Raw genomic sequence first — 14,770 nt, 5'->3', positions numbered from 1 at the left:
TTAGTTCATGACTCGGTGCAGCAGCACGGTGAAGTCGGCTCGGCTTGCCTGCTGCTTCGGTTTGTACTGATTGGATTGTAAGCCTTCGATTTGCCCATTCATCCTCATCGCGAACAGCATCGGAGCTGACCAGTGAGATTTGGAGACGTCAGCGAACGGATCGACGAAAGGCAGCCGCGGCTTAACACCGTCGGCATAGCCGATAATAATCGCCATCTCCGCCCGTGTAATCGGCTGGTCTGGCTTAAACGTACCATCCGGGAACCCTTTTACCCACCCCTGTTTTCCCGCACTTTCAATGGCGTCATTAGCCCAGTGATTCACTGTAACATCCTTGAAGAGCTTCGCTTGCGCTGTAGTGGATGAAATCGGCGTGTAAGCCTTTACGACCATCGCTACGGCCTCCGCTCGCGTAATCGCGCGCTTCGGCTCAAACCGGTTGTTGCCTGTGCCGTTAATGATGCCTCTTTTGTTTAAGGCAACGATTTCGCTTTGCGCCCAGTGATCCTTAATATCCCGGAATCCGGCAACCAGCTCCTCCGATTTTATTTTTAAACGGTAGTACTGCTTGTCAAAGGGTTCGTCTGACGTCAGCTTCGCATAATATACGCCCGGCTGCAGCAGCTGGTCGCTGGATTGCAGCTTGCCGCTTGCTCCTGTTCGGGCAGTTGTCAGCTGTTTCATCCTTTTATCATATACTTGAAGATTCAAAGCAATGCCTTTCGGTACGCCGCTTATCAGCATGCTCACGAGATTTGGGCTCGAAATCCGGAATTGAAACCAATCCGCGTCGGAATAGCTGCCGATGACCCCGAGATACTCGGTGCCAGGGTTAATCATAAAGGCTTCGTACGATTTATCGTTTGGCTCATTCGGATCATCATACTTAGGAGTATAATTCATCGTGAGTGTGTAAATCCCCATCGTGGGACTCGCTTCGGAAGAGATCGCATTGTGAACACGAATATAATATTTACCGGGAGTCACAGTTATGACAGGTGACTGCTCCGTATGCCCTTCGCCTTCATCGTCGTACACCATCAATTGCTGGCCTGCTCTTTGAAGCGCTAGTCCGGGATCGATACGCGCCGTATTCGTGCTGAGCGAAAGGCTAAGCTTCCCGCTCTGGGTGAAGGTTACCGAAAACCAATCCCGGTCAGCGGTCTGATGAAAATTGCCCGTTATCGACTGGGAACGGGGCTGAAGCGTAAACGCCTCATAGGTTTTATCGTTTTTTTCGTAATCGTCTTGTTTTATTGTAAAGGTCGACGTTAACAGGTACGGCAGATCATCATCGCTGCTCTGATTGATGAGCTCCAGGTGTATAAGATGCTGGCCTTTTCGGACTTCCATGTCGATAGACCTGCTTGCCAGCTTCGTATCGTACACGCTCTGCTTCACCCCGTTCGTATATTGGGTGAGCCTGACAGGCGGCACGCTTTTTCCGCTGGCTGCAAGCGCTTCGTACTGGATCGTCAGCGTACCGTCATACGGCGTATCGACCCGATACCAATCATGATCATCCGTCCCTTGCAGCACGGCTGAAATATTCGTATGAAGCGGAAACCGGGCTGCAGCCGAATGGCTTTCGTTTGGCTCGAAGCTATCCGGCTTTAAGACGAAGCGTACGGCTTTGTCGATCTGCAGCACACCATAGCCGGATGAGCTGTCCGCGCCAGGCGCGCCGATATCTTTAGCCGTCTGACGCAGCAGCGCGCGAACTTGGTGGGGCAGCAGATTTTTGTAGCGCGCCCATACAAGCGCAGCTGCCGCTGCGGCTTGCGGAGCCGCCATGGATGTGCCTTCCTCTGCCTTGTATTTACCTCCTAGCGCTGTCGTGTATACATTCCAAGGTGCGACGAGATCGAGCTCCGTGCCCCGGTTCGAGCGCGTGTCTATCGTATTATTGGCCTTTACGCCCCCGACAGCGAGCACGGTCGGATAAGCCGCCGGATATTTCACAGCTGCTTTCTCTCCGAGAGATACCCCGTCATTGCCTGCCGCTGCTACCAGCAGCACGTTTTTGCTTTCCGCATAATGTACAATGTCGAGCATATAAGGGGAGTAACGATGTAAGCCGACCGACAGCACGACGATCTTAGCACCGCTGCGAACCGCATACAGTATCGCTTCGCCAAGCTCCTGCTCCGTACCGTCACCATGTTGATCGAGCGCCTTGATCGGCATGATTTTGGTTTTCCAGAGAATGCCTGATACGCCAATGCCGTTATTGCCCGCAGCCGCTATGACACCTGCTACGCTCGTCCCATGACCGTTATCATCCTCAGGCGGCTCGCCCGGACTGAACAGGTTAGCGCCTGGAACGAGATTATCCTTCAAATCCGGATGGTCTAAATCAACGCCCGTATCGACGATCGCAATCGTAAGCTCCTTATTCTCTCGAACGGTTTCCCACGCTTTTTGCGCGCCAATCTGACTGAGATAGCGCTGCTTGGACAGCTCAGGATCATTAGCCGGCAGCGCCGCTGCGGCCGCAGACGAGGGGCCAGCCGGGGTGGACGCTGGCGGCGCTTTGGAGCCTGCCGGCAGTGAGTTGGTGCCCACAGCCAGCGCGGCCATAGCCTCGCCGGCTGGCAGAGACAGGATGTGCACCCCGTAGTTCGGGTGCACATATTCCACGCCCGGCGTGCCTTGCAGCCGGTGCAGCCACTCCTGCACGTCCGCGCCTTCATCGGCCGGACGCACGAGCATAACCGCCGCCTCATTCTGGCGGCGCAGCACTTTTGTCCCGCGCAGCTCATGCGCCTGCGCGGGGTCTTGCCATTTGAGCAGCCAGCTTTGCGGCTGCTCTTGACCGGCGCCGGCGGCGCCATCGGCCGCGCCGGCTGCGGCGGCCAGCGCCGCAGGCGTCGCTGCGGGAGCGAGCCCTGCGGGGGCTATGCCCCCGAGGGCGACGCTCGCGAGCAGCAGCGCGAGCAGCGTGCGACGCAGGAGCATGCGCGCGGCGAGCGTGCGACGCAGGAGCATGCGCGCGGCGAGCGTGCCCTTAGGGCTTGCTCGCTTGCGCAATAGCGAGCTATTATTTTTGACCGCAGATGCCATCTTAGCCTTAGAGGCCAAAGCACTAACCTGCTGCGATTTCTTTGCTCGTTTTGGTACTAATCGACTAATCATCATATTTTACCTTTTCGTTTCGGATCAATTATAGTTTTCTTCCCACTTTCAAATGGTTTCTGCTATCCCTATCTTTTCTCTTTGGATCTATCATTTCCCTTGTTGCAGGCACACAAAAGGACAAAAGACCTACTAACCAACCCTTTCATAGGTTTGGATGACAATATCCTGCGTAAACCTATTATTTCCCGGTCAATAAGAACTAGAACAGATGACGGGGCTCCCGGAAGCTAGATGCTACTCGAATACTACTTCTATGAAGCTTTACTCCCCTGCTGATCCTTACCACTATCACTCTCCATTGAAACAATTAAAGCGGATTACAATCGAAGCCTACTAAAAAGTATGCTTGCTAAGCGCCGCTTATTGGTTCGTTTTGGGAGATGTTCGATTAATAGAAGTAGGTTTCGGGTTAAAGGGAAAAAGCGGACTTATTTCACTCCTATCCAGCATATCTCGTAGAATAAAGGATAAGAGTACCTTTATTTAATCATTCTTGTCTTGAGAGGGAAATTCATATGCAAATAAGGCCCATCTTTCCCCTTACTTCGTAGAATCTGCTTATAAAGCGATGAATAAGAGAAGTCTTTACCGCAATTCGTTCAACCCGCGCAGCGGGCATAAGCTTCACCTTTCAATCGGCAGTATAAAAGCCCCGCTGCACTTCGTGCAACAGAACTATAAAGCCCTAAATTAAGTTGGAGAGTCTTAAGCGTTTCAGCAGCGGATTAAAACAAGTATGTACCGGCATAAAAAATAAAAAAAGCAAGGCCCGCTCACACGAAAACCTTACGTCTTCGAGTGAGCTTCGCCATGCTTTTTTCGAATAATAACCAGCCGCTCCAAACAACCGCTGTCTGCTTAACCAATGATCATTAAGTCGGCCTTGATCGAGAATACGGCATCTATCCATTCCATTAATGGTCCCGGGAAAACGCCCAGCGCGATCGTCGCCGCTGCGCACAGCCAGATAACCAATCCCGTCACGCCTGAAATTCGAAGCTCACCGGCGTCATTTCCGCTCCGCATGAACATTTGACGCACGATGCCAAAGTAAAAGTAATAAGAAATGACGCTGCTCACGACCATAATGGCGGCCAGCCAGTAAGCCTTGGAGCTCGCTGCCCCCAGCAGAATAAACAGCTTCCCAAAAAATCCGCCGGATACCGGCAAGCCGGCCAGCGACAAGACGAATATGACCATCGCTGCAGCCGTCCATGGGGCCCGATAATACATCCCGGCGAAGCCCTTCAGCTCCTCATGCCCGGATGCCCGGCTCACGACCGTTAGCACGGCGAACGCCCCTATCGTCATAAATAAGTACGCGACCAAATAATAAACAAATTCAGAGAAGTTGCTGCTGTGCACCACCGTTATCGAAATCCCGATCGGGACGAGCATATACCCAGCGTTAGCCACGCCTGACAAGGCGAGCAGGCGCTTCACATTCTTTTGCCTTAGCGCCGCCGTAGTTCCGACAAGCATCGCTGCCGCACCCAGAACCAGCAGGGCAAAAAAGATATCGTTCGACACATACGCGTCTTCCTCGCTCACGGCGAATAACGCGGTGCTGAACATCACTCTGAAGATAGCCGCAAGCGCCGCTCCCTTGGCGATAACCGCCAGAAAGGCCGACACCGGAGTCGGTGCACCCTGATACACGTCGGGCGCCCATGCATGAAACGGCGCAGCTGCAATCTTAATGCCGAAGCCGGCGATCATGAAGAAGAAGCCCACATACGCAAGCGCTTTGAAATCAATCAGAGCGCGAGGCAAAGCCTCCCCAATGACGCCAAGATCGACCGAGCCCGTTATACCGTATATGTAAGACATCCCGAACAGCACCATAGCGGAGGATATGCCGCCCGTTACGACATATTTAAACGCAGCCTCGGCGGATAACGACGATTTGCGCCTCATCCCGACCAGCACGTAGCTCGTTAGGCTGAGCAGCTCCAGCCCGATGTACAGCGTCACCAAATTGCCCGATGATGTCATCATCATAGCGCCCATAAGCGCAGGCAGCAGCAGATAAAAGTATTCCGCTTTGTCCGTTATCGCTTCCTCATCCCGTACCGATCCGAGCGCCAGCAGCACGATAAGCGCTGTCCCCGTCAAAAATACGATTTTTAGCAGGCTGGAAAAATCATCGATCCGGTAGCTGTTGCTAAGCAGCCTGATTGACTCGGACGATGCCCCGCCCTGATTCATGTCCAGCAACCGGAGCACGACGAGCAGAAGCGAGACGAGTAAGCCAACAAGCGTTAACCAGCCGATGGCCAGCCTGCTCACACGCTCAGGCAAGAGCAGATCCAGCACGACCAGGAACAGAAACATAGCAGCAAGCGCAAACTCCGGGGCAAGGTAGAGCATATCCGTCCATGTCAGTGGTATAAAAGAAACGCCTTCGTACATGGTCTATCCCCCCGCCCTAGTTGCAAGTAATGGTTCGAACAGTCCGTCGATGCCATGCTGTACCGTATCAGTGAGCACGGATGGGTAACAGCCGAGCAGCACAATAAATGCAAGCAGCACGATCATCGGAACCGCTTCGATGAGCCTCGCGTCCTTCAATGCGCCAAACTTCTCCGGCTGTGATCCAAATGTGATTTTAAGGACGGCACGCAGCATATAGACAGCGGTCAAAATAACGCCGAGCACAGCCGCCGCGCTCAGCCAGCGCATCGATTCGAACAGGCCGAGAAGCGATAGAAACTCTCCTATAAAGCCGGATAATCCCGGCAGGCCCAGCGAAGCGAGACCCGCTGTCAGCAGTACGCCGCTTATGAATGGCATAGAGCGCGCCAAGCCGCCTAGCCCGGACAGTTCGGTCGTACCTGTACGCTCATAGATGCTGCCAACGATCAAGAACAGCAGCGCGGATATGAGGCCATGCGATACGAGCTGAAACACCGCCCCCTGCAGCCCTATTTCGTTAAAAGCGGCAAGGCCGAGCAGGACGATGCCCATGTGGCTAATCGACGAGTATGCAAGCACAAGCTTGAACTCTCTTTGCCTGAAGGCAAGCAGCGCCCCATACAAAATGTTAATAACGCCAAGCGCAGCCAGCGGTACCGCAAAATCTCTGGCCTGCTCAGGGAAGAGCAGCAGCCCGAATCGCAGCAAGCCGTATGCGCCCATTTTCAGCAATATGCCGGAATGGATCATAACGACTGAGGGCGGAGCTTCCGTATGCACCTTCAGCATCCAGGTATGGAACGGAAAAACCGGAAGCTTAATGCCGAACGCAACAAGCAGCATAACAAACAAAACCCACTGCATCGTATCCGTCATTTGGAATGGATTGATCATGCCCAGCTGCTCCGGTGCCATGTTCACCCATGCGGCCGGATCAGCCATATTGCTGAATATATCCGCATAGCTCCCGCTATATATGAAATTCACCTGCCCGCCCGCCTGATCGATGCGAAAGCCCGCCGTGTTCACAAGAAGAACGAAAGCAATCAGCATGATAGCCGACCCAATCCCGTTATAGATCAGAAATTGATTGGCCGCACGCTCCCGATTGAAGTAGCCCCATATCCCGATTAAAAAGTACATCGCAATAAGCGTAAGCTCGAAGAAGACAAAAAACAAAAACAGATCGCGGGCAAGAAATACGCCAAGCATGCCGGTCTCGAGCAGCAGAAACCAGATAGAGAACGACTTCCACCGTTTTTTCACGTGAACGGCCGCAAGCGCGGCCATCGCCGTCACGAGCGTCGTCAGCAGCAGCAGCGGAAGCGACAGCCCATCAACCCCAAGCGCATATTGAAACGTAAATGTAAATGCAGAAATGCCTGCTTGCGACTCCTTATTGAGCGGCACCTCGATCCAGCTTAGCTGCTCATCGAATGCCGCTCCGCCCTGCTGCTTGTCGTAATCGGCATAAAGCCAGAAAGAGAGGACAAGCGGGACTAGCGTCGTGATGACAACCGCCGTCTTCATCCAGCTGCTCCGATGCTTCGGAAGCCATAATAGGATGAGCACGCCAAGAAGGGGCGATAACAAAATAAGCGACAATACGGGAAGGTTATTCAACATGCTCATGGCAGGAACCTCCTTCCTACTATAGCAGCCACAAGGATTACGAAGCCGATTACGGCCGCCAATCCATAGGCTTGCACCTGGCCGTTCTGCAGCCGGGCTGCCGCTCTCCCCGCGTAGCTTGCAGCTGCTCCTGTCAGCCGGACGATTCCGCCAATGACATACGCATCAATGATCATCAGCGAGGAGCCAAGCAGCTTTAACGGCTTAACGATAATCGCAGCGTAAAGCTCATCTACGTAATAACTGCGTTCAAGCAGCTTAACGAGCCCAGGCGTTCGTTCCTGAAATGCCATTCTGCTGACGCTTCTTTTTCCGTATACGAGCCATCCGATATAAATACCGAGAAAGGATGCGGCAATCGATCCGACAATTGCTACACCGCTGTTATGCGCCTCTTCACTGCCATCGTGGATCCATGTACCGAACGAGCCGTTCCACGGCGTCTCTACGAAGCCGGAAGCAACGGCCAGCACGGCCAGCACGACCATCGGCAGCGTCATTGAAGCAGGAGATTCATGCGCACTGGAGGAGGCCGCGCCCGGTTTTCCCATAAACACGAGGAAGAACATTCGCGTCATGTAGAGCGCCGTGCAGAAAGCGGCAGCTAAGCCGGCGATGAACAGCAGCGGGTTAGTCTCCCAGGCGATCGTCAAAATCAAATCCTTCGACCAGAAGCCGGATAACGGCGGAATGCCCGAGAGAGCTAATGACCCAATCGCGAAGGTCCATGCCGTCACCCGCATTTTCGGGCCGAGTCCGCCCATTTCATTGATGTTTTGCGTATGTACCGCATGAATGATACTGCCCGCTCCCAGAAACAGCAGCGCTTTAAAGAAAGCATGCGTAAACAAATGGAAGATCCCGCCCGTTAAGGAGCCGAGACCAAGCGCCATCATCATATAGCCAAGCTGGCTGACTGTAGAGTAGGCTAAAATTCGTTTAATATCATTTTGCGCCAGCGCGATCGTCGCCGCGAACAGGGCCGTAAAGCCGCCCACATACGCGACCGTTTCCATGGCTGCCGCTGAATCCTGAAAAATATCGTACGTCCGCGCAATAAGAAACACGCCTGCCGCGACCATCGTAGCCGCATGAATCAGCGCGCTGATCGGCGTTGGCCCTTCCATGGCATCAGGCAGCCAGACATGAAGCGGAAATTGACCCGATTTGCCGGCAGCGCCAAGGAAAATTAGCAAAGCGATAAGCGTCGTGATGCCGTTCGTAATCGCACCGGATTGCCCGTCGAACACGCTTTGAATCGTTGTAAAATCGAGCGCATGATCCGGCATATACCAGAACAGCAGCAGAATCGCCAACAGCAAACCGGCATCGCCGATGCGCGTTACGATAAACGCTTTTTTGGCCGCTGCTCGCGCTTTGGGCAGCGTAAACCAAAATCCGATCAGCAGAAACGAGCAGACACCAACCAATTCCCAAAAAATATAAAGCGACAATAAATTGTCGGACAGAACGAGTCCGAGCATGGAGAATGTGAACAGCGCGACATAGCCGTAGAACACGGTAATCCGCTCATCATTTTTCATGTAGCCGGCCGAGTATACGTTAATGAGAAAGCTGACGAGCGTGACGACCGCCAGCATAAGCGCCGTCAGATTCGTCACCTCGAACCCGATGCGAAGCGTATACTCTCCGATTACGATCCAATCGAAGGAATAGTTATAATCAACTTCGTTAGCGCCAAGCCGATCAATCACGATTAGCAAGGATAGGATGAAGGCTGCTAACGAGCCAATCGAGCCGATCATTACGCCCGCCCGCCGATAGCTTCGGCCGAGCGCCGTCAAAACGAGGAATGCCGCCAGCGGAAACAGCGGGATTAACCATGCCGCCTGTGTGTACCTGTCCATACGCCGCGCTACCTCCTCATTTTGTCAAATTCATCGACATTAACCGTTCCGCGCAAGCGGAACAGCGCTATCAAGATGGCTACCCCGATCGCCGCTTCAGCCGCGGCAACCGTAATCGTGAATAACGAGAATATTTGCCCGGTCAGCGACGGAACTGCGCCGTACTTCGCGAAGGCAATCAAATTCAAATTAACCGCATTCAGCATAAGCTCGAGCGACAGCAAAACGACGACCGCGTTTCTTTTCACTAAAGCGCCATAAAGCCCGATACAAAACAGGATGGCCGCCATCGTTAAATAGGATGGAAGCATGTTATTCATCCGCCTCCTTTTTGGCAAGCACGATCGCCCCGATAAACGCGACCGTCAAAAGTACCGAGAGCAGCTCGAACGGGATCACATATCCCGTATATAAGAGCTCACCGATAGCCATCGTATTATCTTCGGCCGGTTGGAAGGGCTGCGGCTCCGGGAACGTCGTCGTACGAATGGCGAAAAACAAAACGCCGAACAAGCAAAGCGCCCCGATTGCCGCAAGCGTCTCGTGCAGCGGCTTCGCAGGCTCCCGCTCCACAGCCTGATGCTTCGTCATCATAATGCCGAAAATCATCAGTATCGAAACGGCTCCGGCATAGATCAGCACCTGTACGAAAGCGACGAACTCCGCCTCGAGCAGCACGAACATCCCTGCTAAGCCAAGAAACACAGCCGCCATGGAAATGACCATATGGACGACCTTGTCTAAGCTAATCATTAGAACGGCCCCGCCAATCATAATCGCCGAAAAGACGAAAAACGCGGCGAACTCACCCGTAAAAGCAATATTGGACAACTATTTCGCGCCCCCTTTGGCCGGTGCTCCGATATTATTATTATCCTGCCGGGTGAGCGTATTATTGTCGGTGAGCCACTGCGCGTCTTTAAACAAGTCGTCACGGCTGAACGTTGCCAGCTCAAAATGGTTCGACATCACGATCGCTTCGGTCGGACATACCTCGGTGCATAGGTCGCATAAGATGCATATTTCAAAATTAATATCAAACGTATCGATAACCTTGCCTTTTTTTTCAGGATCAGGGTTCGGCTTGCCTGTCAGCGTTATGCAATCCGTCGGGCAAATGCGCGCGCATTGATTGCAGACGATGCACAATTCCGGAATAAAGTGCTGAATGCCACGGAACCGATCCGGCATGACAATGGGCACGTCAGGATAGGAGGTGGTTACTTTTGGAGCCGTCATCGATTTGAGCGTAACGCCCAGTCCTTGCAGCATTCCTTTCATTTCCTTCTCCCCTTTGCTAGTTCTTAATAAACAGCTCCAAATACGCAGCCGTCAGAAACACGTTGAGCAGCGAAACCGGCAGCAGCACCTTCCAGCCCAGCCCCATGAGCTGATCCACGCGAATGCGCGGCAGAGTGGCGCGGATCCAAAACAGAAAAAACACGATAAACGCAAATTTGAGCAAAAACCAGACGATGCCCGGCACAAAATCGAGAAACGGAGCCGGCGCATGCCAGCCGCCAAGGAACAGCACGGTCGTAAGTGCGGCAATCGCATAAACGTACACATATTCTGAAAGCATAAAAAACGCGAAGCGGAAGCCGCTGTATTCGACATGATACCCCGCGACAAGCTCCGACTCCGCCTCCGGCAGATCGAATGGCGTACGATTGAGCTCCGAGACAGCTGCAATCATAAATATGGCGAAGCCAATGATCTGCGGCAGGAAATTCCAGTCCCAGAACCAGCCGCCGTCTTGTTCCGCCACGATATCACGTAAATTCAGGCTGCCGCTAAGCAATATAACGCCTACGACCGAAATGACGAGCGGCACCTCATAGCTTATCATCTGCGCTGCAGAGCGCATACCCCCAAGGAGCGCATACTTGTTGTTTGAAGCCCAGCCGCCAAGCACGATGGCAAGTGTCGAAATACCCGACAAAGCTACATAATAGAGCAGTCCGACATTCAAATCTGCGAAATAAAGATTTTGCGTATAAGGGAGCACGGCCAGCACCGAGAAGGCCGGTACGTAAGCCAGCGCAGGCGCGATTATAAACAGCACCCGGTCAGCCTTGCGCGGTATCGTATCTTCCTTAATGAGCAGTTTGAAAATATCAGCCACCGTCTGCAGCAAGCCGAAAGGGCCGACCCGATTGGGTCCGATGCGCAGCTGCATCCAGCCGATTACCTTGCGCTCGCAATAAATCGCATACGTAACGAAGCCAAGCACGATGAACAGAAATACAACCGCCCATAAAAACAGCACAAGCGCGTTTCCCCAAGTGAGCGATTGGTTTAGCCAAGGCTGCATCAGCAATCGACCTCCCCGACGACAATATCAATGCCGCCCAGTATCGTTATGAGATTCGTCATCGTTTCGCCTACGAGCAGCTTCGGCAGTATTTGCAAATTAACGAAGGACGGCCGCCGGAACTTGAGCCTGTACGGCTCTGCTTTGCCTTTGGATACGATATGGCAGCCGATTTCCCCGCGCGGCGATTCAATTCGCACGTAAACCTCCCCTGCCGGCGGACGAATCGCGCGGGGCACCTTCCCCATCGTTTCCCCACCGTCCGGAAAGCGCTCCAGCGCTTGCTTCAAAATACGCAGGCTTTGACGAATCTCCTCCATCCGAATGCGGTAACGGTCATAGCAATCGCCGTTTTTGCCCAGCGGTACGTCGAATTCGAACTGGCTGTACAAGCTGTATGGCTCTGCCTTGCGAATATCGAAGTCTACGCCGGTGCAGCGCAAATTGGCCCCCGTCAGACCGTAATCAATCGCCGTCGCTGCATCATATTGTCCGATTCCTCTAATGCGGGCAAGAAAAATTTCGTTGCCGCTGACCAGCCTGTCGTACTCCTCCAGCTTCTTCTCCATATACGGAATAAATTCGTGCACCTTATCCAGCCAGCCTGGAGGCGCATCCCACTTCACTCCTCCGACTCTCATATAGTTGTAGGTCAACCTTGCGCCGCACAGCTCATTAAACAAATCGATAATGATTTCCCTGTCGCGGAACGCATATAGAAAAGGGCTCATTGCCCCGATATCAAGCAGGTAGGTTCCCCACCAGACAAGATGGCTCGCTACACGCTGCATCTCCATGACGATAAGCCGGAGATACTCCGCCCGCTGCGGGACTTCAAGTCCCATCATCGTCTCGACCGCATGCACGAGCACATAATTATTCGTCATCGCGGAGACGTAATCCATACGGTCCGTATAAGGAATGATTTGTGTGAAATTTAAATTTTCAGCGATCTTCTCGGTGCCGCGATGCAGGTAGCCCATGACGGGCGTCGCCTCGGTAATGACTTCCCCATCGAGCTTCACGATGATTCGGAACACGCCATGCGTGCTTGGATGCTGGGGACCAACGTTTAACAGCAGTTCTTCTGTACGAATCAAGGGCTGCCTACACCTCCGAGTCTAACGGTTCATAATCTTTGCGCAGCGGATGGCCGACCCAGTCGTCGGGCATCATAATCCGCCGCATATCGGGGTGCCCGGGAAAATCGATGCCCAGCAGATCGTAGATTTCGCGTTCATTCCAATTAGCCGTCGCCCAGACCGGCGTTGCGGAATAGACGGACGCCGCTTCCCGGTCCGCCTTGATCTTAATCGCGGCTTCCCGTTTGCTGCCGAGTGAAACCATATGATACACCACTTCCATATGCGTCTCATAATCGACACCGGATACATTGCGCAAGTAGTTAAAGCGAAGCTGTTCATGCTCCTTTAGCAGCCGTGCAGCTTCGCGCCAATGCGAATTGCTTACGATAATCATCGGCATATCGCCATTTAATTCATTCACGTAAGCATCCTCGACCGCTGCCTCTTCAATCTCCTGCTTCAGCAGCGCTACGATAGCATCCAGCTCCGGCTGCCTCGGTGATGGCGGCTTTGGCGCTTCCGGCGGGGCTTCTCCCGCTTCCGCCTCAGCCTTTTCCTTCGCTGCGGCTCTTGCGGCGCGCGCTTCGGCCGCCGCCTTCAGCTTCGCCTCGCGCTCCGCGTCTACGGGCGGCGACTCCGTAAGGGGTGCCTCTCCACTATTCTTCTGCTCCTCGCTCATCGGCCGGTCACCCGCTTTCCGGTTTTCGCCTCGTAACGGATCTTCTCCTGCAGCTTATTAATGCCATAGATAAGCGCTGCCGGGTTAGGCGGGCAGCCGGGAATGTATACATCGACAGGCACGATTTGATCGACGCCTTTTATGACCGCGTAAGACTTAATGTACGGCCCGCCAGCCGTTGCGCATGAGCCCATTGCGATAACCCACTTCGGCTCCGGCATTTGATCATACAGCCTCCTTAGGAGCGGTCCCATCTTTTTCGTGACCGTTCCCGCAACGATCATAACGTCCGACTGACGCGGCGAGGTACGGAACATGACGCCGAAGCGGTCCAAATCATAATGGGACGCTCCCGTCCCCATCATTTCAATTGCGCAGCAGGCGAGCCCGAACGTCAGCGGCCATAACGAGTTGCTCCTTGCCCAAGCCTTTAATTGCTCCAAGGTTCCCATAAATACGTTGCGCTCCAGCTCTTTGCGCTCCTCGATCGAAATTGACTCTAGACTGAATTCCATTTCAGCACCTTCTTCTTCCAGGCATATAGAAGACCAATAAACAGCATTCCCGCAAAAATCAGCATTTCGACTAGCACAAATAAGCCGAGCTTATTGTATGCGACGGCCCACGGATATAAGAAAACGGTTTCCACATCAAAGATGACAAACATTAATGCAAACAAGTAATAGCGAATGTTAAAACGGACCTGTCCTTCACCAACCGGCTCATTGCCGCTTTCATAAGTGGTTTGCTTGAGCTCAGTCGGCTTGTTTGGTCTAAGCAGCCTCCCTACAGTCAATGCAACGACTGGAAGCAAAATGCCTAACACGATAAAAATAGCCACGACGACATAGTTATTGGCGTAGTTTTCCACACGATCGCCTCCGTCAATTGAATAGGTACGGACCGTTGCCGCTTGGTCAATTTTTTCCTCACAATTATAACAAATGCTTCCACACTCGTCTATGATGGAGTTAGGCCGGTGACGGATCCTTGTCTAATAAATCTTAGGATAACTCTTCCAAGTCATAATTATGTACAAAAAAGAGCCGCAGGCCCCTTTAACAAGGTTTCCTGCGGCTTATAGCGTAAACGGCTGTCGCCGTCCTTTGGCGGCAACAGCTCGTTTCGCGGTGAAATATAAGCTTATTTATAAATGTGAAACTTATAAATTCTTATATTTTAACAAAAACACCGCCTATGCCACTTGAGGCATGAGCGGTGCTCAGTTGATGCTTATTTTTGTTTGACGTTCAGACGATTCATCGCACGCTGCAATGCAAGCTCCGCACGACGGAAATCGATCTGATCCTGCTTATTAGCAGCAAGACGCTGTTCAGCACGCTGTTTGGCGGCTTCTGCACGCTCGATGTTAATATCAGTCGCAAGCTCAGCGCTCTCGGCAAGAATAACGATCTTATCCTTGCGTACCTCGATAAAGCCTCCATTAACCGCTACAACATCAGCCTTATTATCGCGTTTGATGACGACAGGAGCGATACGAAGCGGCGTTACGAGCGGAATGTGATTTGGCAAAATACCAAGCTCACCATCAATACCTTTTACGCTAACCATGTTTGCTGTCTCTGTGTACACCTTACGCTCCGGTGTTACGATCTCTACCAAAAACGAACTCATGTGG

Annotated in this window: 13 protein-coding genes; all 13 read right to left on the bottom strand. The window is 52.9% G+C overall.

All coding sequences use genetic code 11. From position 1 onward, the window contains the following. Positions 1-3,081: a S8 family serine peptidase gene (locus tag ASG81_RS06900; RefSeq protein WP_235548762.1), complete on the bottom strand. Its 3,081-nt coding sequence runs from the start codon at positions 3,079-3,081 to the stop codon at positions 1-3. 915 nt (positions 3,082-3,996) lie between these two features. After that, positions 3,997-5,550, bottom strand: a complete 1,554-nt coding sequence (locus tag ASG81_RS06895) for an NADH-quinone oxidoreductase subunit N (RefSeq protein ID WP_056630971.1) — start codon at positions 5,548-5,550, stop codon at positions 3,997-3,999. A 3-nt stretch (positions 5,551-5,553) separates the two neighbouring features. Next, positions 5,554-7,179 carry a complex I subunit 4 family protein gene (locus ASG81_RS06890; RefSeq protein WP_056631049.1) on the bottom strand — a complete coding sequence of 542 codons (1,626 nt, stop codon included), beginning with the start codon at positions 7,177-7,179 and terminating at the stop codon, positions 5,554-5,556. 2 nt (positions 7,180-7,181) lie between these two features. After that, complete coding sequence (gene nuoL / locus ASG81_RS06885) at positions 7,182-9,053, bottom strand: NADH-quinone oxidoreductase subunit L (protein WP_056630968.1); 1,872 nt, start codon at positions 9,051-9,053, stop codon at positions 7,182-7,184. An 8-nt stretch (positions 9,054-9,061) separates the two neighbouring features. Then, positions 9,062-9,373, bottom strand: a complete 312-nt coding sequence (gene nuoK / locus ASG81_RS06880; protein ID WP_056630966.1) for an NADH-quinone oxidoreductase subunit NuoK — start codon at positions 9,371-9,373, stop codon at positions 9,062-9,064. Next, positions 9,366-9,884, bottom strand: a complete 519-nt coding sequence (locus ASG81_RS06875; protein ID WP_056630963.1) for an NADH-quinone oxidoreductase subunit J — start codon at positions 9,882-9,884, stop codon at positions 9,366-9,368. The genes nuoK and ASG81_RS06875 overlap by 8 nt, the downstream gene beginning before the upstream one ends. Next, positions 9,885-10,334 (bottom strand): NADH-quinone oxidoreductase subunit NuoI, encoded by a 450-nt coding sequence (gene nuoI / locus ASG81_RS06870; protein WP_056630960.1) that lies wholly within the window; start codon positions 10,332-10,334, stop codon positions 9,885-9,887. It abuts the gene before it with no gap. 16 nt (positions 10,335-10,350) lie between these two features. Continuing rightward, positions 10,351-11,367 carry an NADH-quinone oxidoreductase subunit NuoH gene (gene nuoH, locus ASG81_RS06865; RefSeq protein WP_056630958.1) on the bottom strand — a complete coding sequence of 339 codons (1,017 nt, stop codon included), beginning with the start codon at positions 11,365-11,367 and terminating at the stop codon, positions 10,351-10,353. Next, positions 11,367-12,467, bottom strand: a complete 1,101-nt coding sequence (locus ASG81_RS06860; RefSeq protein WP_056630955.1) for an NADH-quinone oxidoreductase subunit D — start codon at positions 12,465-12,467, stop codon at positions 11,367-11,369. Before ASG81_RS06860 ends, nuoH begins: the two co-directional genes overlap by 1 nt. A 7-nt stretch (positions 12,468-12,474) precedes the next feature. Further along, positions 12,475-13,131, bottom strand: a complete 657-nt coding sequence (locus ASG81_RS06855; RefSeq protein ID WP_056630952.1) for an NADH-quinone oxidoreductase subunit C — start codon at positions 13,129-13,131, stop codon at positions 12,475-12,477. Next, entirely contained in the window at positions 13,128-13,646 is a 519-nt protein-coding gene (locus tag ASG81_RS06850) for a NuoB/complex I 20 kDa subunit family protein (protein ID WP_056630949.1), read from the bottom strand. Before ASG81_RS06850 ends, ASG81_RS06855 begins: the two co-directional genes overlap by 4 nt. Further along, a complete protein-coding gene (locus ASG81_RS06845; RefSeq protein WP_053377574.1) occupies positions 13,631-14,002 on the bottom strand; it encodes an NADH-quinone oxidoreductase subunit A in 372 nt (123 codons plus the stop codon). Before ASG81_RS06845 ends, ASG81_RS06850 begins: the two co-directional genes overlap by 16 nt. A gap of 362 nt (positions 14,003-14,364) precedes the next feature. Continuing rightward, a complete protein-coding gene (locus ASG81_RS06840) occupies positions 14,365-14,766 on the bottom strand; it encodes a F0F1 ATP synthase subunit epsilon (protein WP_056630946.1) in 402 nt (133 codons plus the stop codon). Positions 14,767-14,770: the final 4 nt, after the last annotated feature.

This window comes from Paenibacillus sp. Soil522 (assembly GCF_001428245.1).
In the GTDB taxonomy this organism is placed as follows: Bacteria; Bacillota; Bacilli; order Paenibacillales; family Paenibacillaceae; genus Pristimantibacillus.
This window is presented reverse-complemented; position numbering and strand designations above follow the sequence as displayed.

Bases quoted from the DNA above. Each gene is read 5' to 3' on its own strand.
- ASG81_RS06895 (WP_056630971.1), bottom strand. From the start codon at position 5,550: ATGTACGAAGGCGTTTCTTTTATACCACTGACATGGACGGATATGCTC.
- ASG81_RS06890 (WP_056631049.1), bottom strand. From the start codon at position 7,179: ATGTTGAATAACCTTCCCGTATTGTCGCTTATTTTGTTATCGCCCCTT.
- nuoL (WP_056630968.1), bottom strand. From the start codon at position 9,053: ATGGACAGGTACACACAGGCGGCATGGTTAATCCCGCTGTTTCCGCTG.
- nuoK (WP_056630966.1), bottom strand. From the start codon at position 9,373: ATGAATAACATGCTTCCATCCTATTTAACGATGGCGGCCATCCTGTTT.
- nuoI (WP_056630960.1), bottom strand. From the start codon at position 10,334: ATGAAAGGAATGCTGCAAGGACTGGGCGTTACGCTCAAATCGATGACG.
- nuoH (WP_056630958.1), bottom strand. From the start codon at position 11,367: ATGCAGCCTTGGCTAAACCAATCGCTCACTTGGGGAAACGCGCTTGTG.
- ASG81_RS06855 (WP_056630952.1), bottom strand. From the start codon at position 13,131: ATGAGCGAGGAGCAGAAGAATAGTGGAGAGGCACCCCTTACGGAGTCG.
- ASG81_RS06850 (WP_056630949.1), bottom strand. From the start codon at position 13,646: ATGGAATTCAGTCTAGAGTCAATTTCGATCGAGGAGCGCAAAGAGCTG.
- ASG81_RS06840 (WP_056630946.1), bottom strand. From the start codon at position 14,766: ATGAGTTCGTTTTTGGTAGAGATCGTAACACCGGAGCGTAAGGTGTAC.